General features: G+C 43.6%; 23 protein-coding genes and 1 other annotated feature. Of the genes, 14 read left to right on the top strand and 9 right to left on the bottom strand.

The window, feature by feature from the left end; all coding sequences use genetic code 11:
• Positions 1 to 7: 7 nt before the first annotated feature.
• Positions 8 to 625 (top strand): YitT family protein, encoded by a 618-nt coding sequence (locus tag ABE021_RS12875; RefSeq protein ID WP_430289172.1) that lies wholly within the window; start codon positions 8 to 10, stop codon positions 623 to 625.
• Here ABE021_RS12875 and ABE021_RS12870 read toward each other — a convergent pair.
• A complete protein-coding gene (locus ABE021_RS12870) occupies positions 620 to 994 on the bottom strand; it encodes a hypothetical protein (RefSeq protein WP_430289170.1) in 375 nt (124 codons plus the stop codon). The two genes, ABE021_RS12875 and ABE021_RS12870, sit on opposite strands and share 6 nt — an antisense overlap.
• 148 nt (positions 995 to 1,142) lie before the next feature.
• Here ABE021_RS12870 and ABE021_RS12865 point away from each other — a divergent pair, with 148 nt between their 5' ends.
• Entirely contained in the window at positions 1,143 to 2,729 is a 1,587-nt protein-coding gene (locus tag ABE021_RS12865; RefSeq protein WP_430289169.1) for a BCCT family transporter, read from the top strand.
• 64 nt (positions 2,730 to 2,793) lie between these two features.
• Here ABE021_RS12865 and ABE021_RS12860 read toward each other — a convergent pair whose 3' ends face one another.
• Entirely contained in the window at positions 2,794 to 3,510 is a 717-nt protein-coding gene (locus ABE021_RS12860) for a metallophosphoesterase family protein (RefSeq protein WP_430289168.1), read from the bottom strand.
• Positions 3,511 to 3,639: 129 nt separating this feature from the next.
• Between ABE021_RS12860 and ABE021_RS12855 the strand changes: the two genes are divergently transcribed.
• A complete protein-coding gene (locus ABE021_RS12855) occupies positions 3,640 to 4,194 on the top strand; it encodes a hypothetical protein (RefSeq protein ID WP_430289166.1) in 555 nt (184 codons plus the stop codon).
• Here the strand turns inward: ABE021_RS12855 and ABE021_RS12850 are convergent.
• The 4 genes from ABE021_RS12850 to ABE021_RS12835 all read right to left on the bottom strand — a co-directional run bounded on the left by ABE021_RS12850 (position 4,189) and on the right by ABE021_RS12835 (position 7,555).
• The gene (locus tag ABE021_RS12850; RefSeq protein WP_430289164.1) at positions 4,189 to 4,803 is read right to left on the bottom strand and encodes a DUF3298 and DUF4163 domain-containing protein; all 615 of its coding nucleotides are present in this window, start codon (positions 4,801 to 4,803) and stop codon (positions 4,189 to 4,191) included. The genes ABE021_RS12855 and ABE021_RS12850 overlap by 6 nt on opposite strands.
• 122 nt (positions 4,804 to 4,925) lie before the next feature.
• Positions 4,926 to 5,876, bottom strand: coding sequence for a metal ABC transporter solute-binding protein, Zn/Mn family (locus ABE021_RS12845; RefSeq protein WP_430289162.1), 951 nt, complete (start codon positions 5,874 to 5,876; stop codon positions 4,926 to 4,928).
• Between the two features lie 78 nt (positions 5,877 to 5,954).
• Complete coding sequence (locus tag ABE021_RS12840) at positions 5,955 to 6,812, bottom strand: metal ABC transporter permease (protein WP_430289160.1); 858 nt, start codon at positions 6,810 to 6,812, stop codon at positions 5,955 to 5,957.
• Positions 6,812 to 7,555, bottom strand: coding sequence for a metal ABC transporter ATP-binding protein (locus tag ABE021_RS12835; protein ID WP_430289159.1), 744 nt, complete (start codon positions 7,553 to 7,555; stop codon positions 6,812 to 6,814). The genes ABE021_RS12840 and ABE021_RS12835 overlap by 1 nt, the downstream gene beginning before the upstream one ends.
• A gap of 429 nt (positions 7,556 to 7,984) precedes the next feature.
• On the opposite strand from ABE021_RS12835, the gene ABE021_RS12830 reads away from it, so the two are divergent.
• From ABE021_RS12830 to brnQ, 3 genes are all read left to right on the top strand, one after another.
• The gene (locus ABE021_RS12830) at positions 7,985 to 9,145 is read left to right on the top strand and encodes an exonuclease SbcCD subunit D (protein ID WP_430289156.1); all 1,161 of its coding nucleotides are present in this window, start codon (positions 7,985 to 7,987) and stop codon (positions 9,143 to 9,145) included.
• The gene (locus ABE021_RS12825) at positions 9,142 to 12,219 is read left to right on the top strand and encodes an AAA family ATPase (protein WP_430289154.1); all 3,078 of its coding nucleotides are present in this window, start codon (positions 9,142 to 9,144) and stop codon (positions 12,217 to 12,219) included. Before ABE021_RS12830 ends, ABE021_RS12825 begins: the two co-directional genes overlap by 4 nt.
• 123 nt (positions 12,220 to 12,342) lie before the next feature.
• Positions 12,343 to 13,716 carry a branched-chain amino acid transport system II carrier protein gene (gene brnQ, locus ABE021_RS12820; RefSeq protein WP_430289153.1) on the top strand — a complete coding sequence of 458 codons (1,374 nt, stop codon included), beginning with the start codon at positions 12,343 to 12,345 and terminating at the stop codon, positions 13,714 to 13,716.
• Positions 13,717 to 13,796: 80 nt separating this feature from the next.
• Here the strand turns inward: brnQ and ABE021_RS12815 are convergent, their stop codons facing one another.
• A complete protein-coding gene (locus tag ABE021_RS12815) occupies positions 13,797 to 14,456 on the bottom strand; it encodes a GntR family transcriptional regulator (RefSeq protein ID WP_430289151.1) in 660 nt (219 codons plus the stop codon).
• Between the two features lie 199 nt (positions 14,457 to 14,655).
• Between ABE021_RS12815 and ABE021_RS12810 the strand changes: the two genes are divergently transcribed.
• From ABE021_RS12810 to ABE021_RS12795, 4 genes are all read left to right on the top strand, one after another.
• Positions 14,656 to 15,228, top strand: a complete 573-nt coding sequence (locus tag ABE021_RS12810) for a 3D domain-containing protein (protein WP_430289150.1) — start codon at positions 14,656 to 14,658, stop codon at positions 15,226 to 15,228.
• A gap of 78 nt (positions 15,229 to 15,306) precedes the next feature.
• Positions 15,307 to 16,032, top strand: a complete 726-nt coding sequence (locus ABE021_RS12805) for an SDR family NAD(P)-dependent oxidoreductase (protein WP_430289148.1) — start codon at positions 15,307 to 15,309, stop codon at positions 16,030 to 16,032.
• A gap of 340 nt (positions 16,033 to 16,372) precedes the next feature.
• Positions 16,373 to 17,914 (top strand): hypothetical protein, encoded by a 1,542-nt coding sequence (locus ABE021_RS12800; protein ID WP_430289147.1) that lies wholly within the window; start codon positions 16,373 to 16,375, stop codon positions 17,912 to 17,914.
• Between the two features lie 410 nt (positions 17,915 to 18,324).
• A complete protein-coding gene (locus ABE021_RS12795) occupies positions 18,325 to 18,681 on the top strand; it encodes a DUF5412 domain-containing protein (RefSeq protein ID WP_430289318.1) in 357 nt (118 codons plus the stop codon).
• Between the two features lie 128 nt (positions 18,682 to 18,809).
• Here ABE021_RS12795 and ABE021_RS12790 read toward each other — a convergent pair whose 3' ends face one another.
• A complete protein-coding gene (locus ABE021_RS12790) occupies positions 18,810 to 19,376 on the bottom strand; it encodes a class I SAM-dependent methyltransferase (RefSeq protein WP_430289145.1) in 567 nt (188 codons plus the stop codon).
• Between the two features lie 17 nt (positions 19,377 to 19,393).
• The gene (locus ABE021_RS12785; protein WP_430289144.1) at positions 19,394 to 20,353 is read right to left on the bottom strand and encodes a TIGR01212 family radical SAM protein; all 960 of its coding nucleotides are present in this window, start codon (positions 20,351 to 20,353) and stop codon (positions 19,394 to 19,396) included.
• A gap of 144 nt (positions 20,354 to 20,497) precedes the next feature.
• Between ABE021_RS12785 and ABE021_RS12780 the strand changes: the two genes are divergently transcribed.
• The 4 genes from ABE021_RS12780 (at position 20,498) to leuS (ending at position 25,881) form a co-directional block, all read left to right on the top strand.
• Complete coding sequence (locus ABE021_RS12780; protein WP_430289142.1) at positions 20,498 to 21,682, top strand: MDR family MFS transporter; 1,185 nt, start codon at positions 20,498 to 20,500, stop codon at positions 21,680 to 21,682.
• A 106-nt stretch (positions 21,683 to 21,788) separates the two neighbouring features.
• Positions 21,789 to 22,475 (top strand): CoA transferase subunit A, encoded by a 687-nt coding sequence (locus tag ABE021_RS12775; protein WP_430289140.1) that lies wholly within the window; start codon positions 21,789 to 21,791, stop codon positions 22,473 to 22,475.
• Positions 22,476 to 22,494: 19 nt separating this feature from the next.
• A complete protein-coding gene (locus ABE021_RS12770) occupies positions 22,495 to 23,142 on the top strand; it encodes a 3-oxoacid CoA-transferase subunit B (protein ID WP_430289316.1) in 648 nt (215 codons plus the stop codon).
• 58 nt (positions 23,143 to 23,200) lie between these two features.
• Positions 23,201 to 23,416, top strand: a binding site (T-box leader).
• A 47-nt stretch (positions 23,417 to 23,463) separates the two neighbouring features.
• Positions 23,464 to 25,881: a leucine--tRNA ligase gene (leuS, locus tag ABE021_RS12765; RefSeq protein WP_430289139.1), complete on the top strand. Its 2,418-nt coding sequence runs from the start codon at positions 23,464 to 23,466 to the stop codon at positions 25,879 to 25,881.
• Positions 25,882 to 26,214 lie beyond the last annotated feature (333 nt).

Raw genomic sequence — 26,214 nt, 5'->3', positions numbered from 1 at the left:
AGTCGGGATGGAACTCGTGAGCAAGATTATGGCATTGATTGTTGGAAGTGTTTTTATAGCGATCGGCTTGAACTTATTTTTAATCCCTCAAGGGTTGATGGAGGGTGGGGCGCTTGGTATCAGCCTCATTGTCCACTATGTTACAGGTACGAAAGTAGGGTTGACATTTCTGCTGATTAGCATCCCTATCTTTTTTTTGACATGGGTAGTCTACAGACCTTTTTTCTATAACGGTATCCACGGTATGCTAATCTCGGCTCTTGTCATTGATCTATTCGCTCCACTTGAAGTGACGGCCCGAGCTTTGCAATTCGGACCGATCGCTAGCAGCGCAACCGGAGGTATCCTCATTGGAATCGGCACAGGACTCATGTTGCGCCGTGGCATTAGTATTGGAGGAACCGACTTACTAGCTCAGCTTGCCGCAAAAAGTTTGAAAACCAATTCAGGTCACATTATCCTGCTATTTGACGTACTTATTGTAACGGCAGGGAGTCTTTATGTCCCGAAAGTTTCGCTCCTCTTTTCACTCATAACGGTTTGCAGTGTCGGGTTAACCATCAGTCTCATTGTTTCATGGAAAGAAAAATCGGGACATTCAGATGAGGTGTTCAATGGTCTATGAAATCTCTTCTTCGCGAGAGGAAATTTCTGCCATCCGGAAACTTTGATAAACATCTATTGTATTGACAAGGAATAACAGGAATACAAGGGAACCGGAAAGCCACCATACCTCATTACCGCTTAATGGTGACGCGAAATTCGGACGGCCTTCATACAATGAGTCGATCATGAACGTAAATAAGTGAACATCAAGCAGCAATGGGAATAGGGTGCTTGTCCAGGCCATGTTGAGCAGCAATTTTCCGGATGCTAACTTTTTGTTCCAAGTCCCTTCCGAATTCTCATAAGCTCCTAGAACAATCTCGACGACGGTTAACAGCAGGAGAATCGGGATATAAAGTGATAATGCAAATTCATCAGAGTTTGTCATGAGAACACGTCCTTTTCATACAAATTGTATCCGGAATGGAATGGTTTTAGACAAACAAATACATATGCGTATGGAGTGAAATTTGCATGTTAAGCAGCAGAAAATGAGGGTATGAGAATAGTATCTATAGAAATGGGAGTCGTTGTCCTTGGAGAAAAAGTTTTGGAAGAACCCTGTGTTTGTAATATCCGCTTCCGTCATCTTCATTTTAGTACTACTTGGCGCGGTTATGGATGAAAAATTTGGAGCGGTAGCAGATCATCTGTACGAGTTCACGACGAAAAGCTTCGGCTGGTTCTACTTACTCGTTGTATTTGCTTTAGTTATCTTCCTGATTGGGCTGGCAATTAGTAAATATGGAGCAATCCGACTAGGAGGAGACGATGAACGTCCGGAATTCCCGTTCTTTACATGGATCGGTATGTTATTTTCCGCTGGTTTTGGTGTAGGTCTTGTCTTTTACGGCGTGGCGGAACCGATGAGCCATTATATTAATGCACCTGTTTCGGGAGTGGAGGCTGGTACGGATGAGGCCGCACGTCTTGCGATGGGCTATTCGTTTTTCCATTGGGGGATTTCACAATGGTCAATTTTTGGTTTAGTAGGACTGGTTATTGCATTTTTACAGTTTAGAAAGAAGAAAGATGGTCTAATCTCGACCGCATTGGAACCGATAGTAGGTTCCAATAAATACTTAAAGGGTGGAATTGACTCGTTTGCGGTCATTGCGACAGTCATGGGTATCGCGACTTCGCTTGGCCTAGGTGTACTGCAAATGAGTGGAGGATTGGAGTATGCATTCGGTATCCGCAATACTTTTCCGTTGCAGTTTCTAATCATTGCCATCGTTTTTGTAGCGTATATGACTTCTGCATCGACTGGTTTGGATAAGGGGATCCGCTATTTAGGTAATTTCAATCTAGGCCTTGCGATCGCTATGCTATTCTTCTTTTTCATCGTAGGTCCGAAAGTCTTCATATTAGATACGTTCACACTAGCAATCGGAGATTACATTACGAATTTCATTCAATATAGTTTACGCTTGCAGCCTTATGGAGAGGGGACATGGGTTCAGAAGTGGACAATTTTCTACTGGGCATGGACGATTGCCTGGTCACCGTTTGTCGGAGCATTTGTTGCGCGTGTTTCGAAAGGACGGACAATCCGTGAATTCATTATCGGGGTCATGGTACTTCCGCCGGTATTTGCATGTATGTGGATCGCGACACTCGGAGGGACAGCACTATACAGTGATTTGAAGAATGGCACGGATATTGCTGGGGCAGTCGACCAAGACGTGACATCCGCTCTATTTGCAACGTTCCAGCATATGCCTTTCACTGGGGTATTAACGTTCCTTGCCATCCTTTTGATTTTTACATTCTTAGTTACCTCTGCAGATTCGGCGACGTATATATTAGCCAGTATGACGACGAAGGGGAGTCTCATGCCACCGATGATCGTGAAGATGACGTGGGGCGTACTCATGTCCGCAATTGCGGCAGTTCTTCTGTATGCAGGTGGACTCGAAGCACTTCAGTCGGCCTCATTAGTATCTGCATTGCCATTCGGTCTGTTTTTAATCATCATGCTGTTCGCTATGGTAAAGATGCTGAAGAAAGAACCGATAACGGTACGTCCTCGGGATGTCCGGCGGTTTGAACGAATTGAAGCTGAGTATAATAAGAAGAAAGAACAGAAGAAACAAAAGAAAAAGAAACAGAAACAGGGCTGAAGATAGTAGGCTGCATATAAAAAAACAAGCGACCGAGCCGGTTTCCAGAACTCGGTTGCTTGTTTTATTTTTTTGCCTGAACGTAGTAAGTTTTTTTCTCAGGTAGGACTAAACAGTTCAACTGGCCGCCGAATACAGCACCGCCGTCTATACCGATTATGGAATTCCTTCCGTAGAAGATGCTGTGATCACTCTCATCTTCATGGAAGCCTTTTGTTGGTGTATGTCCGAAAATCACCGTCTTGGGCCCGTTATAGTTGTTATGGAATTCCTCCCGGATCCAGATGAGTTCATAAGGATCTGTTTCTTCTAACGGTACTCCTGGCTTTACTCCCGCATGAATGAAAATCGTATCTTCTTCTTCAATATAATAAGGCAGGCTTTGTATGAACTCCAAGTGACGATTGAGATGATCCGAGTGAAGGTGTGGCTTAAGAAATTCTTCTTCATCTGAAAATAAGAACGATTCCGGTTCGAATCCATAGCTTTGCAATGTCGCATCGCCACCATTTCGACCTGTCCAATTTCTCCAAGTACGCTCATTACCATCAATCAGTGATTTAACCATCATATCCTCATGATTCCCTTTGAGAGCTATCGCTCCGCCTTCAACCAATTCCATTATTTTATCGAGCGTCGCTTTTGAATCCGGTCCTCGATCTATGTAATCCCCAAGCAAAAAAAGTCGATCCGTCTTTGAGTTGTAAGATACTGTTTCTAATAAGGCAGTGAGCAACCCCAATTCCCCATGGATGTCACTAATGACAAGTGTACGTTTCATAACTCTCTTCCTTTCCGAAGCATAGTTATATTAACAGTACGGTACATTTACAGAAAAATCAATTTCAGAATTCTTGAAACCGATTAATAGGATTTCCGTCTGATTCAGTAAAGGGAGGAGATGGAAGGTTTGAAAAAAATCTGGTTGAGCCTTATTATTTTCATACTCTTGTGGGGGCTTTCCTTTGAAAATGAGGTGATTGCGTGTTCGTGTATGGAACTGCCGTCTGTTACGCTAGCCAAGGACGAAGCGGATGCTGTGTTTCTAGGTAAGGTTACCACTATTGAGGATGTGGGTATTCAAAGGGAGGTGACCATCGAAGTCCATGAAGCTTGGAAAGGTATCGATACCGAAACAATTAGGATCTACACGGGTTACAACAGTGGAGATTGCGGATTACCAATCGCAATTGGAGAAAGCTATCTGTTCTATGCAACTGATCGGAGTGAAGGAGAAAACAGATTCCTTACAAGTACGATATGCAGTCGAACTGTCTCTGAAGCGAACGCAACGGACGATTTAAAAGAGCTTGGTCTCGGGAAGAAGGAGTTTACGCAAACCGAAACAAGCTCCCCTGATGTTAGTCAATCTAGATGGACTATACCCGTCATTTCTAGTGCGTTTGTTTTTGTGATCCTCATAATATGGAGTTTCCGTAAAAAACAAAACCGGTTTAAATTATAAGAAAGGGATGAATCGTTGAAGAGGGCTTTCAGCAGGGATAAGATTAGCGATGTCTTTCAATGCGATTGGGAAGTAAGGGAAGCCCCATACGTAAGGTGTGATCTCATATAATTGGAAGTAAATGACGAGTGACGTGTCCGCTAGGTAGAAATCTTGGTCCCTTCTGATTTCCGTGAAGGGGGGATCGAGCAGTTCTACATCCCATTCTTCAATTTTGGTGCGAATACGATCGGATAATGGTTTTTCAAAGTCTTGAGAACCTAATAGGTCATAGAGTGAATACCTTTTCCCTGTAAGTGTATCAAACGTCAACGCTTTGACTACAGTCATTCCATGTGCGCCACCTGTAAAGGAATAGGCGATTAGTGTGAGGCTCAATATATTTCGCTCGTTTGTTTTGATTTCGAAGTAAACAATGAGTTCAACCAGATTTGGCTCGTAATAATTCTGGTCAATGAGCAGTTGGTTCAGCTCATTCCGGATTTGCGTGTTGAGGCTATGTTGCACAATCGGAAGATGGGGAAGATGGACTTCTGGATAAACAATGGATATGGAAGGTGAAGGGTTCTGTAATTGGCGCGTTGTAATAAGTGTAGGGACACTTTTCAAAACATCATCCTTTCTTCAATGCACTATCTTATGCTAGACCTACCCATCCAATACCTAATGGAATGCAGCAAAAAAGACGGGTAAACTCTGAATGAGAGCGTACCCGTCTTTTTCGTATAGCATCATCTTTTTTTACTCAGTTCATCGTGAATAAGATCGATGTTGTAGTTCAAGTATTTTACATACGTATCGATGGCTTCGCCTGGATCACCGATTTCATCGGAATAGATGAATTTCTCTGCCATCGGCACTCCGGTCTCTTTGGAAACGGTTTCCATTGGACGTGTATCGACATTGGATTCTACAAATAGTACAGGAACTTTATGTTCTTGTATAAAGTGAACCAGGTCTTTGATTTGTTTCGGGGAACCATTTTCTTCCGTGTCAATTTCCCATATATACGCTTCCTTTAGTCCGTAGTGATCGTTCATATATTGGAATGCGCGCTCACTCGTAACAAGTGTCCGGTTTTCTTCGGGAATGTCGTGAATCCGTTCTTCGTACTCTTTATCGAGCTCTTTTAAGCGATTGACATATTCTTCACCACGCTGTTGGATTTTATCACTATCCGTGGGGTGTTTTTCAATTAGTACCTCGGTTATTTTTTGAGCCATGAGAACGCCTACGCCCGGGTCGATAAATGCGTGAGGATTGATCTCTTCTTCGCGTCCGTCTTCGCCTGTTAAATATTTTGGTGTCACTTCTTCGGTAAGATTAAAGATATTCTCTTCCTTCTGGCGAACGGTGTCCGTCATTTTTTTGAACCAGCCCTTGTCTCCACCTTCTAAGTTCAGCCCATTGTAGAACAAGACATCTGCGTCTGTCGCTGCTTTGATATCGTTCGGAAGTGGCTCATATTCGTGAGGATCCGTTCCTGAGGGTACCAAGTTATGGACCTCGATATAATCACCGCCGATTTGGCGGGCCATGTCAGCGATAATGGTAAACGAAGTAACGACTTTCAGTTTTTCTTTTCCGTCAGGTGCTGGTGCAGTTTCGTTATCTTTACCGCAAGCTGCAAGCATGAAGACTGCCATCAAAGACAATACCATCCAGGTTACAAACTTCTTCATAAGCAAAATCTTCTCCTTTGGTTTAACTAAATTTAATATACTGCCTGGTGAACCAGGAAAGTGTTCTCGGTGGTTTCGTTATGCAGGCGTGTCTTGTTTTCTGCGGGATCTGAACATTTGAGTGATCAGCCCTTGATGCGGGGAAAACAGGAAAGCTATAACGAATATAGAAGTCGTTGCAAGTGCGATAACAGGACCGGATGGCATGTTGTATAAGAAACTGAAATACAAGCCGATGACTGCTGACAAAGCACCAAAGAAAGATGCGAGAAAGACCATTGTGGATAGTCGGTTTGTCAGCAAGTACGCTGCAGAAGCGGGTGTGATCAGCATTGAGACAACGAGGATAACACCGACTGTCTGCAAAGAAGCCACCGTGACAAGTGTCAGTAAAAACATGATCGCATAATGGATGAATCGCGTGTTCAAGCCATAAGCGGCAGCCATCGTCTCATCGAAACTTGAAATAAGAAGTTCTTTGAAAAATAATGCAACGGTACCGATTACGACAGCTCCGATTGCAAGCGTGATCCACATGTCAGAATCACGGACTGATAATACATTCCCGAATAGGATTTGAGTCAAGTCAGTTGCACTTCGGGCTTTTGTGATTAAGATGATTCCGAGTGCGAAAAATGCTGAGAAGACGATACCGATTGCAGAGTCGCTCTTAATGCGGCTGTTCTGGCTGATTGCTCCAATACCGAATGCTGTCAGTACTCCGGTGAGAACTGCGCCATAGAAGTAATTGATGCTTAGCATATAGGAAATCGCGACACCTGGCAGGACTGCATGGGAAATCGCATCCCCCATCAATGCCATCCCTCTTAAGACAATGAAACTGCCGATCACACCACAAATGATGCCGACCATTACGGATGTGATAAACGCTTTTTGCAAAAATGCATAGTTCATCAAATCGTGGAAAAATTCCATTATAGTTGAACCTCCAAATCACCAAACATCGTCATGGGACGCTCGTAAGCGCGGGTCATATTTTTTTCCTGGAATACTTGTTCAACCGGACCAGCGTCAATAAGTTCCCTGTTCATCAATATCAATTCATCGAAATAACTTTTCACTTTGGACAAATCGTGATGGACGACTAGGACGGTCTTACCCGCATCTTTAAGCGATCTCAATATATCGATAATGACTTCTTCACTCGAAACATCAATACCGACAAATGGTTCATCCAGGAAAAAGTAATCCGCTTTTTGAGCAAGAGCTCTTGCCAAAAAGACCCGTTGCTGCTGACCTCCAGATAATTCACCGATTTGACGATCTGCAAAATCTTGCATGCCTACTTGTTTCAAACATTCCATTGCCCAAGCCTTATCCGCTTTGCTTGGCCGGTGAAATAATCCGAGTTTTGGATACGTACCAAGAAGTACCGTATCTTTAACGACAATCGGGAAGTTCCAATCAATGTTAGAACGTTGCGGAACATAGGCAATAAGCTTACGCACCTTATCAATCGGTTGGGATCCGATTTGTGCCGTTCCGCTATCTTTCCGTATCAATCCGAGCATAGCTTTCATCAGAGTGGATTTACCTGCACCGTTAGGTCCTAAAATCCCAATTAAACTCCCTGCTGCGAATGTGAACGATACATTGCTGACAACTTGTTTCCCTGAATAGGAGACGGAAATATTACTTGCAGTAATGGACTCAGTCATTCTAATTCCTCCTGAATTGATAAATTAAAGTTTCCTTCGTGCAACTTTTTGCTTAATATGAGTTGGCACAATAAAAGGTTAAGACGGGTTTGCTTATTTTCTTTCACAGTATGCTCAGATTATCTTAAAGGTTCTCGATAAAAGAATAGAGCAATGTCTTTCCTATGGGCAACTTTAAGTTTCCCGCGTACAACTTTTGTTCAGTATAGTCTATCTGAGCTAGTAAGTAAAGTATGAAAACCCAGATTATTATGAGTGGTTTCTCTCTCGCTTTGGAGAAGTGACTCTGCAGTCTTTAAAGATTTGTGTCTGATAATTCCTTCGATAATAGGAAAGACATTTCACCGATGGAGTACCTTTTGCGTTGGAGAGAATGGATAATCTCCGGTAAACTAGAGGGAGAATGAAATGAAGAGGGGCGAACGTATTATGAAAATATTCCATACAGCTGATTGGCATCTCGGAAAAGTGCTTCAAGGAGTGTCACTTATAGAAGAACAGCGATTTGTATTGAATCAGTTTACTGATGCCGTTAAAGAGGAAAAACCGGACGTTGTCATCATTGCGGGAGATCTCTATGACCGGTCCGTTCCTCCAGCAGAGGCAGTAAGTTTGTTAGACGAAGTGCTGTGGAAGGTAACGGTTGACTGTAAGACGCCGGTTCTTGCTATAGCGGGCAATCATGATAGTCCTGCTCGTCTGCAATTCGGCAACCGTCTTATGCAAGCAAACGGTTTACATATAGTAGGAAAACCTTCTAACAGCGGTGGAGGGACCATTGTTCAAGTGGAAGACGAGTTCGGACCAGTTCAATTTCATCTGATTCCGTTCGCCGACCCATCCGTTATTCGGAACTTGACTCAAAACGACAGGATTGACAGCCATCATCGTGCGATGGAGTCGATTATTGATCAGTTCGGGGAGTTGGATCCATCAAAACGTCATGTTGCGATTGCTCACGCGTTCGTTACACCTTTTGGTGAACCTGAAGAGAACACGAGTGAGTCAGAACGACCATTGTCGATAGGCGGGGCGGAATATGTAGCAGCTGATTTGTTCAAGCCTTTCCATTACACGGCACTAGGTCACCTACATCAGGCACATTTTACTGGTACAGAACAGATTCGTTATGCCGGTTCGCCGATGAAATATTCAATATCTGAAGAACATCATCATAAAGGATTTTTAGAGATTGAACTTGATAAGCATGGAGAGATTACAGTTGAAAAAAGGGCATTATACCAGAATCGCGATATCAGAACGGTTCAAGCAAGCATGGCGGATTTGCTGAATGAGGAACCTAGTCCGGATTATGTTTTCGTAAAACTCTTGGACAATGCACCTGTATTATTCCCAATGGAAAAAGTACGTTCTGTGTATCCTAATGCGATGCACGTGGAGCGGATCGTGAATCGCTCTCTCCCTGAACAAGCGTCTTCTCGGTTAACGGATATTGAGCGGCTGGATGATCGTACATTATTTGAATCATTTTATAAAGAAATAACCGGCTCAGCACCTGACGAGGAAACGCGCACAATCGTGGATGAAGTATTACAAGAGCTGCTCACTCGGAAGGGGGATTCACTATGAGACCGAATCGATTAACGATGACGGCATTTGGTCCCTATCGCGGCAAAGAAACGATTGACTTCACCATTCTGAAAGAGTATGGATTATTTGCGGTCTCAGGTGCTACAGGGGCAGGTAAAACGACCATATTCGATGCGATCTGTTTTGCTTTATATGGACAGGCCAGTGGTGAAGATCGAACAGATATCCGTGCGTTGCGAAGTGACTTTGCGCAGAACGACCTGCAGACGGCAGTCGAATTGGAATTCAACATTCAAGAACGTACGTATCGTGTCTTTCGCCAAGTTCCGTATATGAAAATGGGAAATAAGAGTGAAACAAGTGCCCGAACGGAATTTTTTCAGCTAACAGATCAAGGAGAAATACCGGCTGTAGAGCGGCAAATCGTTTCCGAAGTAAACAAAAGGATTGAGGAGCTTATCGGCTTCACACTAGCACAATTTAGCCAAATTGTAATGTTGCCTCAGGGAGAGTTCCGGAAATTTTTAACGTCTGACACCGAAAACAAAGAAACAATTTTGCGCAAAATCTTTAAAACGGAGCATTACCGGGAATTAGCGGAGATTTTAAAAAAGAGAAAAGATCTTGCGGTGAGTGAACTGAGCACGGCCCGGCTTTCGATGGAACAGATTATCCGTCAGCTGCCTATGAGTCTGCCTGAGCGGGAATCGTTCTTATTTGAAACACTCTTAACAAAATCCATTCATCCGAAACGTATGCTTGATGGATTGGAGCAAGAACGTAAGCATTATGAAATGGCAGCAGAAGAAAGTAAGGCGCAGTATAAACAGGCATATGAAGCGCATGAGCAAGCCCAGCAGGCGTTCTTTAAAGGAACTGCTCTAAATACACAATTTGAAAACTTGGAACGGAAAGTGAATGAACTGAACCTGTTGCATTCGCGTGAAGCTGAACTGAATGCTGATCGTGTGCGGATTCAAAAAGCAGAACAGGCTCTTCAGCTAGAGACGGATGAGAGTCGCTTAGTCGAAGCGAACTATGAGCTGAAGGAGCGTCAGAGGGAATTACAACAAGCAGCGTTGAACCTTGCAACTGCTAAGGAAGCTTCCATTCAGGTCGAAAAAGTCTTTAATGAAGAAATGCAAAAACACCCTTTACGCCAGGAAAGCGGCGAGCGTCTCATCACCCTTCAGAACTTTTTACCGAACGTGATGCAAATTGAAGAAAAGGAACAGCAAATCCATACGCTCCAAAAACACTTCGACAAAGGGCAATTGGAACTTGAGGACGCGAAGTTATCGCTAGAAAGTACTATTGATAACGTTCAGAGGTTAAGACTTACTCTGGAGTCCCTTGAGTCTGCATCGGAAGGTTACGAACAAGTTGTGGATGACCTAACTGATGCACGCCACAATAAGGATCTGCTCACGCGTCATAGCGATCACACTAAAATGATTAAGCAATTGAAAGCTGAGTTGGAGATTAAAAAAGAGCGAATGGAGACCACAAGGAGGGAAGCGTTCGCAACTGAAACACAATGGATCGCAAATCAAGCTGCACTTCTTGCTGAAACTCTAGAAGATGGAACTCCTTGTCCGGTTTGTGGGAGCGAACACCATCCTGCATTGAAGCAGAAAACATCCGAGATACGAATTTCAAAAGAACAATTGGAGAATGACAAAAAAACTGCTGCCAAAGCATATGAACAATACCGAGCGGAAGAGCTGCGTTTAGAGAGTGAACACGCAGCAGCTTTGAGAATTGAACGCCAGTTGGATGGAGTACCTAATCCTGATGAGTTACTTTCCGTTCTGGAGCACGTTCGGCAATTGGAGAAAAAGCTTCTTCAATTAAAGACGAATCGGGATCGTTTGCCTGCTGTAAAACGGCAATACCAAGAGGCGGAAGAGCAGTTGCTCTCACATCAACAAGCCATTGTTGAGAAAGAAAAACAGGTCTACATTACACGTGCCGCACTTGAGCAAGCGCAAGCGATTTTGGCTGAATCCGTGAAAACCGTTCCGAAAAACGTCCGCTCACTTAAAGTGTTGCAAAGTGAAATATCGAAAGAGGAAAAAAATAAAGCGGAGCTTGAACAATCCTGGGAACATGCCAGGGAGCAGCGACAAGTAGCTGCAGAATCCGTCTCTAATGCGCAGACGGCGTTAACCATCGTTACAAAAGCCAGTGAAGACTCGACACGCAAGCAGCAAGTAGCATCAAACTCATTCATCACAGCTCTTTCCCAATCAATTTTCGAAGATGAGACAGAGTACCAGAATAGTAAACTTCGGTCTGAACAGCGGACTGCACTTACCCGGAAAATTCACAATTATGATGTGGAAATACAGACCGCAAAACAAGCGATTGCAGAATTGAAAGAACAAGTGGCCGGCAAACAGAAAGTGGAAGTAGCAGTGCTTCGTGAACGGACTGAACAGAACAAGCAAGCCTATGAACGAGCGTTAACTGAGTACCATCTTGCATCCGATCTTGAAAAGACTGCAGGTGAACTGCAGAAAAAATTGGAACAGTTAATAGAATCGCAGAGGGGACTTGAACAGACGTGTGCTCGATTAACTGAGCTGCATGACTTAGTCCGGGGAAATAACGAGCGTAAGCTGTCGTTTGAACGGTATTTGCAAACTGAATATCTGGAGCGTATCCTACATGCTGCGAATGGAAGGTTAAGTGACTTGTCAAACGGTCAATTCCAGTTGTTGCGAAGTGATCGCCAGGAAAGCAGAGGTCGCCAAAGTGGGTTAGGAATCGATGTTTACGATGAATATACAGGACAGAACCGGGATGTGAAAACACTTTCGGGTGGAGAAAAATTCAATGCATCTCTTAGTCTGGCGCTAGGGATGGCTGATGTCATTCAAAGTTTTCAAGGTTCTATCTCTGTCGAAACCATGTTCATCGATGAGGGCTTCGGATCATTAGATGAAGAGTCATTGCAAAAAGCGATTGACACTTTGATCGGTTTACAAAAAGCAGGACGCATGATTGGTGTCATTTCACACGTTGCTGAACTAAAAGAGGCATTTCCGGCTGTTTTGAGAGTGGAAAAGACAAAAGAAGGGCATAGTTATACTCGTATCGAACTCCAGTGAAAACCCTCTGATTTTCATAGATTTTATTGAAACCGCGACTTGCTTTTTTCGGAGTCGCGGTTTATGATGAAAACCTGCAATATATCGCATACGCTGTTCAGTCATCTTAGGAGGTAATTCAGAATGGATCGGAAGTTACCGTTTTCATCTTTAGTCGTCATAGGAACGATGTTATTCGCACTTTTCTTTGGTGCAGGCAACTTGATTTTCCCCGCCCAGCTAGGGCAGGCAGCAGGCACGAATTTTTGGCCGGCAGTCATCGGCTTCCTGATTACGGGAGTTGGTCTGCCGTTCTTAGGAATTCTAGCAATCGGCTTCTCTGGCAGTGCCAACTTACAGGAACTCGCTAGCCGTATACATCCTTTATACGCGATTTTGTTCACATCGGCTCTATATTTAACAATTGGACCCTTTTTCGCAGCACCACGAACAGGTGCAGTGGCGTTTGATATCGGAATTGTTCCGTTTTTGAATGGGGCGGATCCTTTGATTCCACGATTCCTATTTACTGCACTGTTTTTCGGGGTTACGGTATGGTTATCCCTGAATCCGCAAAAGATCGCCGATCGGGTAGGTAAGGTTTTGTCCCCTGCGATTATTATCTTGTTGCTGGCATTACTTGCAGTAGCCCTGTTCTCTCCAATGGGATCATTCCAAGCACCGAGCAGTACATATATGTCGGGAGCGTTTGGAAAAGGGTTTACAGAAGGTTACAACACGATGGATGCCTTGGCTTCATTGGTCTTCGGAATCATTGTCATTACAATTGTCCGCTCAATGGGAGTCCAGTCTAAAAAGGGGATAGTCGCTGCTACTTTCAAGACAGGAATTGTTGCTGCAGGTTTTCTTGGAATCTTGTATGTAGGAATCGCTTATTTAGGAGCAAGCAGTGTTCAATCACTTGGCATGATGGATTCAGGAGGTGCTGTCTTAACATCTGTTGCTACTCATTATTTTGGACAAGCAGGTCTCGTATTGTTAGGGGTAGTCATTTTGTTAGCGTGTTTGACGACAAGCGTTGGGCTCATGACGGCATGTGGAGAATATTTCCACACACTGATTCCTACATTGTCTTATAAATTGATTGTTGTCTCATTTACGGCATTCTGTTTTATCGTTTCCAACATCGGTTTGGATAATATCATTACGTATTCCATTCCTGTATTACTATTCTTATATCCACTTGCGATCACACTCATGCTCCTCACATTTGTTTCGCCATTGTTCGGTCACGCCCGTATTGTCTATGTGACTGTAACTATCGTAGCGATGCTTATTAGTATAGTGGATGGGTTAGCTGCCCTTGCGGATACACTTCCAGGTGGACAATTAGGTAAACTGATTGAACCGATTACAGCCTTCTATGGAGAAGTACTTCCATTGTATGAAAATGGATTGGGCTGGTTACTCCCGACCATCATCGTCATAGTTGTATTGGGTACGATTGCCCGTATGACAGGCATGAATTCAAGCCGATCATTGAGCGCGAAAGAATGACTGCTTCCATATTTCGCAGCAAAAACAAATAATTGAACAGCTAAAAAACCGGTCCCCTGATTATAAGGGAAACCGGTTTTTTAGCTGTTCAGCGACTGGAATTCGTTAATGGCACGCAGCCAGTTTCCACGCATGATAACAGATGCTTGGCCAGCACGATTATTTTTCAGCATATCGATGATTTCTTCATGTTCATCGATGGATTTTTTAGTTAAAATGATGGAGTTGTGGAAGAACAAACGTCTCACGTGGACTTGAAGAGACGCAGTAATCGATGTGATGTAAGGATTTGCCGCTGCGTCAACGATGACCTGATGGAAAGATTCATCGATTTTCAAAGCTGTGAAGTAGTCCTTGCTTCGTACAGCATCACCAAATTTCTTATTAAGGATACTCAGTTCAGCAATTGTCTCTTTTGAAATGGAAGGGGCAGCCAACTCTGCCGCGAGTGCTTGCATAGCAGCTAGAGGTGGTAACAAATCATTTATGGAATCCCGTTCGACATCGGTGACTTGAGTGGCTTTTCCTGGATACATTTTAACGAACCCTTGAACTTCCAGAAGCTGAAGTGACTCACGTATAGGGGTACGGCTGACGCCGAGTGCTTGAGCCAGCTCGCTGTCGATCAATTTTTCTCCAGGTTTCAACGTCCCGTCAATGATCCATTGCTGGAGCTGTTTGAATGCGCTTTCTTTTGCAGTTTGGCGAGCTGGTTTCGTGTGATTTTGAGGTATTGGCATTGCGTTCACCGTCCTGATCTGACTTTCTGACTCTACTATACCTTACTTTTCCGCTAGAGTGAACTACTTGAAAAGGAATCTTTCCGACAACTGTAATAATCATCTTTTATTTGTAACGGGAATGGTGGTTAGCTGTAATCTCTTTGTAATATTGGGCTGTTAACCTAGACACAGACTTAAAAACAAGGGAGCGGAGCTTTTGAAGAAACTAATCTTTACGTTTATCTTAGCTACGGCACTAATGGTCAGTGGTTCACATGAAAGTTCAGCAGCAGCGTCTACGTACAAAGTGAAAAAAGGCGACTCACTATATAAGATTTCAAGGATGTACAATGTGTCTGTTAATAACCTCATGAAGTGGAACGGTATTAAATCATCCGTGATCTATCCGAACCAAACATTGAAATTGGTAAGCGGCGGTGCAACAACAGCTGCGAAAAAGCCAGTGAATAAACCATCACGTTCTGATGATGATAACGTGTCAAAAGAGTTCATGGCGAACTCATCTGCGTACACCGCTTCTTGTAAAGGGTGTTCTGGAATTACAAAAACAGGATTGAACTTGAAAAAGAATCCTTCGTTAAAAGTAATCGCAGTAGATCCTTTGGTGATTCCACTAGGTTCTAAAGTGCATGTTGAAGGTTATGGATATGCAGTCGCAGGCGACATTGGCGGTGCTATCAAAGGAAATCGTATTGATGTCTTTATGGCGTCACACAGTCAAGCGATCCAATGGGGAAGAAAATCCGTACGTGTGAAAGTTTTAAACTAACCTCATAAAAATCAGACCAACCGATTCGTCGGTTGGTTTTTTTTATTCCCTAAATGGTACACTATCAATCATAAAGGAGTGATAATTTTGGAAATTTATATCGTAACTGGGGCGTCAAAAGGAATCGGCGGGGAATTATATGGACAACTCCATAAAACAGGAGCGGTCGTAATTGGAATTGCTCGCAGCAATCCGGGGAATCGCGAAAACTTTGTGGAACTGGATTTAGCGACTCGTGAGTCAAGAGAAGGACTGATGAAGCGCGTACTTGCGCCTTACCTAGAAACTGCTGACTCATTCACTCTTATCAATAATGCAGGAACTGTAGAACCTGTAGGGAAAGTGGGCACACTCTCTACGGATACTCTGCAGCAAGCAATCGAATTGAATTTGACGGCACCAATTGAATTGTCCAATGAGTTCATAAGTATTTTAAGTAACACGAAGGCGAAAAAGCAAATCATCAATATCTCTTCAGGTGCTGGACGAAATGCTTATGAAGGATGGGGGATTTACTGCACTACGAAAGCGGGGCTTGACCAGTTTTCAAAAGTTATCAGACTGGAACAAGACCGGGCAGATCATCCGGTAGGGATAGTTTCGATTGCACCAGGGATCATTGATACCGGGATGCAAGAGACGATCCGCTCGAGTGACATCTCTGGATTCCCGATGCTGGAGCAATTCATCAATTATAAAGAAGAAGGCAAGTTGAGAAGCGCTGAAGCGACAGCACACTTGCTGATTGAGTGGATGGAAAAAGAGGATTTAGCTTCTACTGAAGTGCTTGCGCGTCTTAACTGAGAAAATAGGGTTATGTAAGTGATTCAAATGGGCATTGCTTAAAGCAGTGCTTTTTTTATGCACAAAAGAGTGGCGATTTGGGTCTTGGGGAAAGTTGTAAATATGATATAGTTGTAGAAGATTCCAAATCTATACATAGTTTCAATAATCAATAAAAGATCACTCAAAGTGTGCGTGATTCATAGATCCGGTTAGATTGTTCATTATTAAATGATAGCAATTATAATTTAAGCCGAATGAAAAGAGTTGTCCTATACTCTTTGTTAGGCTTATGAATCGATTTTAGAAGACCTGAAATAATTCCGTTTGTGTAGGAAGTATTGTGAATTGAGGCGTGAAAGTGAATGTATTGAAGAGCTTTGCGATAACTATGTTAAGTATACTTTTTACGTTGATCATTTTAGTAGGTCTCTACTTATTTTTATCCGGATTTACTGGACTCGTTATTTTGGTAGGAGGGGTTGTTGGTCTATTCCTTTTATTCATACTTTCTTTTAAAGGTCGTGTGGAAAAACAATCCAAGTTCTTCAAATGGAAAGGTAAAGTGCACTTTTCATTTTTGTTATTATATTTGCTAATAACCGGAATTATTTTGGTCATTATCGGAAGTTTGAACTTCATAATAGGAGTGGAATTAGGAGAACTATCCGCACGCGACAAACTGGATTTTATTAAAGGGAATGCTGCTGTGAATACGCGAGTACTGGATGAAATTACGGACGAATATTCAGTACGCATCGTCGATCATATGACATTCAAATATCCTGCACACTTAGAACCTAAAGTTGATGGGATCATTGAAAGAATGGATGAGGTCGAGACCTTAGAGAAACAAGTTTTCGGAGAACCATTGCAAAAGAAGAAAAAATTGGAGATCATCATCCTAGCTAATGCAAAAGAATATTCCCGCATAGTGCCATGGGCCCCTTCCTCTCAAGTCGGTTCCTATGTGAGGCATCGCAATAGAATTATGCTATATCACCAGGAAGAAGTGCCTTCTTTGCAAGGGATCTTTAGCCATGAATATAGTCATTATCTTTTAGATATTTTTTTAGAGCAAAACAAGATGGAATTTGAGGAGATCCCTAAGTGGTACCATGAAGGGGTGAGTGAATACGTAAGTTTACAAGTGATCGGTGGAGATCGATATCCACATGGATCCATCCCAGAAATATCACTCAATAACCTTCGGAATCACGTTGAATGGAATAAGGCATCCAGAGAGTCGGATGTCTATTATTTAGCTGAAAAAGCCATTGAATATGCGGTTGGAAATAGTAAGGATAGGAAAGTTCTCTCAACCGTAATTCTGCAAGGAAAAGAAACAGGGGCATTTGAAGAATCTTTTCAAGAACTGACAGGATTCGATTTAACTATCTTATCTAATCGAATCTACACGGCTCAGGAAGATTTAAATCACGCCTATGCAACTTGTCAAAACTCTGATTATGAAAGTTCAGTTAGCTTATATCAAGAAACGGTCAAGAAGCATCCGGGTGAATCACTAGCGTGGCATCAGTATGCATTGTGTCTTGTAAAACATAAGAAGTGGAATGAGGCAATCAGTGTAAGGAAAACTATAATCGGATTAGAACCGAATGAAGCCGGTTCGTATCATTCAGTGTCTCAACTATTGACAGTCCGTGATACGGAGGAAGCTGTCAAAACTGCCGAAATGGCTGTGGAATTAAGTATTAAGGAGAATCGAGAATATGATGATGAGTATTATAAAAAGTGGTTAGCAGAAATTACACGGTATCATCAGCTGATGACGGCAAAGAAGTATGACGAGGCGTATCAAGCATTGTCTCAAAGTGAGCAATTGTCAGCAAGTCCAGAAATTTTAGAGGAACTAAAGGATATTAGAAACCGACTTCAGTAAAGTGAATCATCCGAGTTCGTCTGACGATTCTAGGTAACATAACTTATAAGAAAATGGGCATAGCTAAAAGTAGTGCTTTTTTGATGCAACAAAAGAAGGGGAATCAGGATTTAGAAAAAGCTACTAGTATGCTATGAATAAAGAAAATAAGCAATTCTGGAATCTGCATGACTAGCAGCTTTTAGAGATGCAGGTAATTACACACCATGTAAGAAGTGAAAGCTTCAAATTTCGTTATTTTTAATCCGTTTCCAATAGATTAGGTGCAATAGGAATTGTTTTAGTACTACCAGCTTTCTACTTATATTGTAGAAGGGTTAATAGCAGTTGGTGTCTTGAGAATGAGGAGGCAATGTAACTTGGAAAATCAACAAGTGAATGAGGCAGCAGAGCGGAAGAGAGTTCATAAGATTGTCTTACGATTTTTGTTGATAGTAGGTATGTTACTAGTTGCATTGGTTGGCTATGGTGTTTATTGGTTCTTCTTCGATATGGACCGTTTACCTAAAGGGGAGTTTCTTACTGAAGAGACATCGCCGAATGGGAAGTATACACTGAAAGCCTATGTGACAGATGGGGGAGCCACCGGGGCGTATGCAGTAAGAGGGGAGTTAGTATTCCATAAAAAAAAGAACAGAGCAAAAAATATCTACTGGAATTACCGAGAAGAGGCTGCGGAAATCACTTGGAAGGATCATCATACGGTAGTGATCAACGGGCATGCATTGGACGTTCGTAGAGATACTTATGATTTTAGAAGAAAGTAAGGATTTATGGTCCTTGATGATACCTTGTGATTTTGAGAATTCTATAGTAACCAACCAGGCTAGAGGTGCAACTATGAAGAGGACCGCTAATTCTTTATGAGTTAGCGGTCCTTCTTTATTGAAGTCTTTTATCGTAAACGTCTACACGTTTTCTCAATAATAAGCAGAAACGGAGGATGATTTTGTTGGTTGGCGACTTCATAACGTACCGCTTGATACATTTTAGCATCCAGCTGTTGAACGAATTCTGAAACAGCCTCCCGTTCTTCCTTGCCACCAGGATGACCATCGTACACTGCAATTGTGATCATCCCGCCTGGTTTGAGTAAATCGAGAGTTGCCTCGAGAGCTTGTATCGTACTATCCGGTTGTGTAACGACGGAATGGTCGTTCTGGTTGGGAAGAAATCCTAGATTAAACATAGCGGCTGTAATTCCTTCGGATACATATCGGTTAAGATGTGCATGACTGTCCAGAATTAACTCAGTACGGCTATGGAGATCGCCAAGGCGTTCTCTGGTGGCATCGAGTGCTTGTTGTTGAATATCGAAAGCGTATACTTTGCCTGTTGAACCGACCGCACCGGCCAGAAAAACGGTATCATTGCCATTGCCCATTGTGGCATCCACCACAATGTCTCCTTCTGAAATCACCTCTGTCAGCAGCTGTTTGGAGTGCGGCAAAATTCGTCGCAAACGAAAGCCGCCGCCCTTCAAGGTTGAGCGACCTCTTTCTTGTAATGTTTCCCTTGCCAGCTGCCGCGACGTTCCAGTTCGCGAGTGATATCGTTCAGAACATCCCATTTCGTGACACTCCACATGGGCCCGATGAGCAAGTCGATGGGACCGTCTCCGGTTATACGGTGCACGATCATTTCAGGCGGCAGCATTTCAAGCTGATCCACGACCAAGTTGACATATGTCTCCTGATCCAGGAATTCAAGCATCCCTTTTTCATACTGCTTGACCATCGGTGTCCCTTTTAATAGATGAAGCAAGTGGATTTTAATACCCTGGACATCCAGTTTCGCCACTTCACTGGCAGTTTCTTTCATCATGTCCAAATCTTCACCAGGAAGTCCGTTAATGATATGTGTACACACATTGATATTATGATTTCGCAACTTTTGGACGCCTTCTTTATACAGTTCGAAATCATGAGCACGATTGACAAGTTTAGCTGTTTTTTCATGGACCGTCTGCAATCCAAGTTCGACCCATAAGTATGTGCGTTCATTCAGCTCAGCTAAATACTCCACAACATCGTCAGGCAAACAATCCGGTCGTGTTGCGATGGATAAGGCAACTACACCATCTTGTGCAAGTGCGGCTTCAAATTTCTCTTTTAACTTTTCAAGCGGTGCATGCGTATTCGTATAGGCTTGGAAATATGCCATATACTTTCCGCTCTTCCATTTCTTATGCATGCGGTCACGGATTTCCGCAAATTGCACATCTATCGGATCGACGCGATCTCCCGCGAAGTCCCCGGAGCCTGCAGCACTGCAAAACGTACAACCGCCGAACGCGACTGTGCCATCCCGGTTGGGACAATCGAAACCTGCGTCAAGCGCGACTTTGAATACTTTAAAACCGAATCGATCTTTCAAATGACGGGACCATGTATGATAGCGTGTCCCGTCAGACGGAAACGGATAGTTGTTTTCTTCCATTGAAACCACTCCTTAAAGTGATAGTGTACCATCTTTTTAAGGACAATCATCATCTGAATAATTGAACATCAATTTTCATCTTGTCAATTAGCAAAGATAGGCATAAAATCATACTGAGCTTGTAAGATAGGAGGCGAATATTCTTTGCCTAGGAAAGTATGGCTTTTAATTATTGGGATGTTTGTGAATGTAATCGGTAACTCGTTTTTGTGGCCGTTAAATACAATTTATATGCACGATTATTTAGGGAAATCATTGTCCGTTGCGGGTTTAGTATTGATGGCGAATGCAGGAGCAGGAGTCGTTGGTAATTTACTTGGCGGTTTTTTCTTTGACAAAATTGGCGGATATAAGTCAATTATGGCTGGGATTCTTATTTCGATTGCTGCCTTAATCGGATTGGTAATTGACCACTCATGGGGACCATATGTTGTTTTGTTAACTGTATTAGGATTCAGCGGTGGGATTATTTTCCCGAGTTTCTATGCGATGGTCGGAACTGTTTGGCCTGAAGGCGGGAGACGGTCATTTAACTCGATTTACTTGGCGCAAAACGTCGGGGTTGCAATCGGACCTGCGCTTGCTGGATTTGTCGCTGCATTCAATATCGACTTTATTTTCACTGCGAACCTGGCATTTTATGTACTCTTCTTCTTTATTGCATTCTTCTTCTATAAACAGATGAGTATAGCTCCAGAAGTCCATACATCGATTTTAAAAGAAAATACGGGAATTAAGAAAAAGGCGCCATTCATTGCATTATTGATTGTCATGATTGGCTATTTGCTGACCTGGCTTGTCTATTCACAATGGGCGACGACGATTTCAACCCATGCTACTTCTGTTGGTGTTACTTTAAGGGAGTATAGCTTCATATGGACAATTAATGGCTTACTGATTGTAGTAGGACAGCCGTTCATTAAACCAATCATCACGCGTCTCGAAAACAAAGTAAAGACGCAAATCTTGTTAGGACTTTCTATATTGCTAGTGTCGTTTTTTGTTGTCAGCTTCGCTAACACCTATAACGTATTCATCATTGCGATGGTTATTTTAACGTTTGGTGAAATGATTGCGTGGCCGGCATTCCCGACGCTTGCAGATCAGCTTGCTCCAAGAGGGAAGGAAGGATTCTATCAAGGGATTGTCAATTCCGCGGCAACTATAGGTAAAATGATAGGGCCAATTGCCGGGGGTATTCTTACAGACTTATATGGTGTGCAGATTGCGCTTTGGATTTTGACAGGACTGATGAGTTTAGCAGTCATTCCGACACTTCTATATGACGCCCCGCTTAAACGCAGTGGATATGAACCGAAAAGCCGGTGATGCTTTTCGGTTTTTCTTTTTGGTTTAATTGCAAAATACGAAATGGTCTGATTAAATGAAGATAGGTTATTGTAGAAAAATTGCATGTGCATAGGAGGTTCGTCAGATGAAAACAATCTATTCATCCGCAAGAGAAGCAGTAGAACCAATCCAAGATGGCATGACCCTTATGGTCGGTGGATTCGGACTTGTCGGAATTCCGGAGCAGCTAATTTTAGCCCTCGTTGAAAAGGGCGTCAAAGACTTAACAATCATTTCGAACAACTGTGGCATCGATGACTGGGGCCTCGGTCTACTATTGAAAGAAAAGCAGATTAAGAAAATGATTGCCTCGTATGTAGGTGAAAACAAAGAGTTTGAGCGACAAGCGTTGTCCGGTGAGCTGGAGGTGGAATTGACACCTCAAGGAACACTGGCTGAAAAAATCCGTGCTGGCGGCGCAGGGATTCCCGCGTTTTTCACACCAGCTGGAGTCGGAACTGAAATTGCCGAGGGCAAAGAAATCCGAGTTTTCAAGGGTAAGGAATATGTCCTTGAAGAATCATTGACGGCGGATTTTTCACTTGTGCGTGCACTGAAAGCGGATACATTCGGGAATTTGGTCTATAACAAGACCGCGATGAACTTTAACCCGATGATGGCCGCTGCAGGCAACATAACAATTGCGGAAGCTGAAGAGATTGTGGAAGTCGGACAGCTGGATCCGGGTTTCATCCACACCCCGAGCATCTACGTACAAGGGCTCTTGCAAGCGAAGCAGGAAAAACGGATTGAACGATTGACAACACGCTAAGGGAAGGGGACGAATGACAATGACGACAGCGAATTCCAGGGAACTGATCGCACGGCGAGCAGAAAAGGAAATAGCAAATGGAGATTATGTGAATCTAGGGATCGGCATGCCGACACTTGTTGCCAATTACATATCCCCTGACAAGACGGTCGTGCTGCAGTCAGAGAATGGGCTGCTGGGGATCGGGCCATTTCCAATAGAAGAGGAGGTGGATCCCGACCTCATCAATGCGGGGAAAGAGACTGTGACCGCGATTACAGGAGCTGCTTACTTTGACAGTGCGGAATCATTTGCGATGATCCGAGGCGGACATATCGATGTGGCAATTCTCGGTGGGATGGAAGTATCCGAAAAAGGGGACCTTGCGAACTGGATGATCCCAGGTAAAGTGATTAAAGGGATGGGCGGGGCAATGGATCTTGTCCATGGTGCTAAAAAAATCATCGTGATCATGGACCATGTATCCAAAAAAGGCGAACCGAAAATCAAAAAACAATGTGATCTGCCGCTGACAGGCAAACAAGTGGTGAATAAAATAATTACAGAGCGTGGTCTGATTGAAGTGACGCCTGACGGACTTGTTTTAAAAGAAGTCTTTGAAGGTTATACTGTTCAGGACATTGTAGAGTCCACTGGAGCGGACTTAACGATTGATGTGAAACAGTAAGGATTGTCACGAAAAGCTTGTCATTACCCTTTCATTCCAGTAAAATGAATTTCAATAGAGTTTGACGTTGACGGAGAATAGTAGTTGAGAATGTCCTTTTCAGAGAGCTGACGATGGCTGCGAGTCAGTATGGAATCTTGGTGAACTCACTTCCTGAGTCTGCACGTTAGTGAGTGAATCGTGCCGTTTTTCCGCGTTAAGGAGTCAAGTTGGGCGGTGTAAGCCGTCAATTTGGGTGGTACCGCGGGAACCTGTCTTCACTCTCGTCCCTTGTTTAGTGGGGACGGGAGTTTTTTTATTTTGAATAGGAGGAAATTTAACATGAGCTACAAGCATCTGCAGATCGAACAAAAATGGCGTGACTTTTGGAAAGAGAACGAGACATTCAAAATGACGGACGATCCGTCAAAACCGAAATTCTACGCATTGGATATGTTTCCGTATCCTTCAGGTGCGGGGCTGCACGTCGGCCATCCACTTGGTTATATTGCGACGGATATCTTGAGTCAATTCAAACGCAAGCAAGGCTACAACGTGTTGCATCCAATGGGGTGGGATGCGTTCGGTCTACCTGCTGAGCAATATGCACTCGATACAGGAAATGATCCTGCTGAATTCACAGCGAAGAACATTGCGACATTCAAGCGCCAAATGGATGAATTAGGTTTCTCGTATGACTGGGACCGTGAAGTGAATACGACGGATCCGAAGTATTATAAGTGGACACAGTGGATTTTCATTCAACTATATAAACGCGGACTTGCGTACATGGACGAAGTGGCTGTGAACTGGTGTCCGGCTCTCGGGACTGTGCTTGCGAACGAGGAAGTCATCGATGGCAAATCAGAGCGTGGCGGACATCCTGTAGAACGTCGCCCGATGCGGCAATGGGTGCTTCGTATTACGGAATATGCGGATCGTTTGCTTGAAGATTTGGATGATCTCGACTGGCCGGAAAGCTTGAAAGATATGCAGCGCAACTGGATCGGGCGTTCTGAAGGTGCTCAATTGACATTTGCTATTGAAGGCAGCGAACAGTCATTTGATGTTTTTACAACCCGTCCGGATACAATTTTCGGTGCGACATATGCCGTACTTGCACCTGAGCACAAATTGGTCGATTCCATCACGACTCCAGAACAAAAAGACGCGGTTGCTGCGTATTTGGATAAAGTGAAACTGAAGAGTGACCTGGAACGGACTGACCTCGCGAAAGAGAAAACCGGAGTATTCACAGGGGCTTATGCAGTGAATCCTGCGAGTGGTGAGAAGATGCCGATCTGGATTGCGGATTATGTCCTCGTTTCTTACGGAACGGGTGCGATCATGGCAGTACCAGCTCATGATGAGCGAGATTACGAATTTGCGAAAGAATTCGCATTGCCGATTACAGAAGTAGTGGCTGGCGGAGATGTTGAGAATGAAGCGTATACCGGTGAAGGTACACATGTGAATTCCGGATTCTTGGACGGCCTCGGGAAAGATGAAGCGATCGAGAAGTCGATTGCTTGGCTCGTTGAAGAAGGAAAAGGTGAGAAGAAAATCACATATCGTTTGCGCGATTGGTTGTTCTCCCGTCAGCGTTATTGGGGTGAGCCGATTCCAATCATCCATTGGGAAGATGGCACAATGACTGCAGTTGACGAATCTGAATTGCCGCTTGAACTTCCTGTAACTGGAGACATCCGACCAAGTGGAACTGGAGAATCTCCACTGGCAAACATTACGGAGTGGGTCAATGTTGTCGATCCGAAGACGGGCATGAAAGGCCGTCGCGAAACGAATACGATGCCACAGTGGGCAGGCAGCTGCTGGTATTACTTACGTTATATCGATCCGAAAAATGACGAGATGCTGATCGATCCTGAATTAGCGGAGCGTTGGTTGCCGGTTGATATTTATGTTGGCGGTGCAGAACACGCGGTTCTTCACTTGCTATATGCACGTTTCTGGCACAAAGTATTGTACGATATTGGTGTAGTGAAAACGAAAGAGCCATTCCAGAAGTTGTTCAACCAAGGAATGATTCTCGGTGAAGGCAATGTCAAAATGTCGAAGTCATTAGGCAATGTCATTAATCCGGACGATATCGTTCACTCACATGGTGCTGATACACTTCGTATTTACGAGATGTTCATGGGACCACTTGAAGCTTCTAAAGAATGGTCAACTAACGGGTTGGATGGTTCACGTAAGTTCCTCGATCGGATTTGGCGATTGTTTGTCAATGAAGACGGATCACTCGGAAGTAAAATCGGTGGGGAATCCGATGGTACACTTGACAAAGTGTACAATCAGACGGTTAAAAAAGTTACTGAGGACTTTGAAGGGATGCACAATAACACAGCGATTTCACAGCTTATGGTATTCATCAATGAATGCTATAAAGCCGATCGCGTGCCGACTGAATATGCAGAAGGATTCGTATTGCTCATGTCGCCGATCACTCCACACTTAGCTGAAGAACTCTGGGAGAAGTTGGGTCATGAAGGGACGATCACGTATGTTCCTTGGCCAACGTACGACGCGGATAAGTTAGTGGATGATACAGTGGAAATCGCTGTACAGATTAACGGAAAAGTCCGAGCGAAGTTGGAAGTCGATAAGGATATTACAAAAGAAGAGTTGGAAAAAGCAGCTCTTGCCAATGAAGACGTCCAAAAATGGATCGATGGCAAAGAATTGAAGAAAGTCATCGCAATTCCAGGACGACTTGTAAATATTGTAGCAGTTGGATAATTTGTAAACACGGAAGAGGGGGTGCCTTCTTCCGTGTTTTTTGACGTTAGCAGAAAGAGTATACTGGAAAAGGCGGAAGCGGGAAGTACATGATGAGGGTCAGGATCCCGCTCGTTTCGCGGCCCAACCCGCTCATTCCGTCGAGGAACCCGCTCGTTTCGCGGCACCTAACATAGCTCTATCCGTATCCCAACTCGCGACCAATCCAATACTCTTGATTTAAAACCAAGCGTGATTGGTGTGCTCCGCTGCGCTGCGCATTTTAAAAAGGAAAGTGGTGGAGGTGGCCATTCCATTCACCCGCTCGATCCATCGAACAACCCGCTCATTCCA

The sequence above is a fragment of the Sporosarcina gallistercoris genome (assembly GCF_050459885.1).
In the GTDB taxonomy this organism is placed as follows: Bacteria; Bacillota; Bacilli; order Bacillales_A; family Planococcaceae; genus Sporosarcina; species Sporosarcina gallistercoris_A.
Note: the sequence above shows the minus strand (reverse complement) of the source record. Positions and strands in the feature narration are given on the sequence as shown.

What these genes read in the sequence shown, in the direction of transcription:
- ABE021_RS12830 (WP_430289156.1), top strand. Translation starts at nt 7,985, where the DNA reads ATGAAAATATTCCATACAGCTGATTGGCATCTCGGAAAAGTGCTTCAA.
- ABE021_RS12815 (WP_430289151.1), bottom strand. Translation starts at nt 14,456, where the DNA reads ATGCCAATACCTCAAAATCACACGAAACCAGCTCGCCAAACTGCAAAA.
- ABE021_RS12870 (WP_430289170.1), bottom strand. Translation starts at nt 994, where the DNA reads ATGACAAACTCTGATGAATTTGCATTATCACTTTATATCCCGATTCTC.
- ABE021_RS12840 (WP_430289160.1), bottom strand. Translation starts at nt 6,812, where the DNA reads ATGGAATTTTTCCACGATTTGATGAACTATGCATTTTTGCAAAAAGCG.
- ABE021_RS12785 (WP_430289144.1), bottom strand. Translation starts at nt 20,353, where the DNA reads ATGGAAGAAAACAACTATCCGTTTCCGTCTGACGGGACACGCTATCAT.
- ABE021_RS12845 (WP_430289162.1), bottom strand. Translation starts at nt 5,876, where the DNA reads ATGAAGAAGTTTGTAACCTGGATGGTATTGTCTTTGATGGCAGTCTTC.
- ABE021_RS12875 (WP_430289172.1), top strand. Translation starts at nt 8, where the DNA reads ATGGAACTCGTGAGCAAGATTATGGCATTGATTGTTGGAAGTGTTTTT.
- ABE021_RS12860 (WP_430289168.1), bottom strand. Translation starts at nt 3,510, where the DNA reads ATGAAACGTACACTTGTCATTAGTGACATCCATGGGGAATTGGGGTTG.
- leuS (WP_430289139.1), top strand. Translation starts at nt 23,464, where the DNA reads ATGAGCTACAAGCATCTGCAGATCGAACAAAAATGGCGTGACTTTTGG.
- ABE021_RS12770 (WP_430289316.1), top strand. Translation starts at nt 22,495, where the DNA reads ATGACGACAGCGAATTCCAGGGAACTGATCGCACGGCGAGCAGAAAAG.
- ABE021_RS12775 (WP_430289140.1), top strand. Translation starts at nt 21,789, where the DNA reads ATGAAAACAATCTATTCATCCGCAAGAGAAGCAGTAGAACCAATCCAA.
- brnQ (WP_430289153.1), top strand. Translation starts at nt 12,343, where the DNA reads ATGGATCGGAAGTTACCGTTTTCATCTTTAGTCGTCATAGGAACGATG.
- ABE021_RS12825 (WP_430289154.1), top strand. Translation starts at nt 9,142, where the DNA reads ATGAGACCGAATCGATTAACGATGACGGCATTTGGTCCCTATCGCGGC.
- ABE021_RS12835 (WP_430289159.1), bottom strand. Translation starts at nt 7,555, where the DNA reads ATGACTGAGTCCATTACTGCAAGTAATATTTCCGTCTCCTATTCAGGG.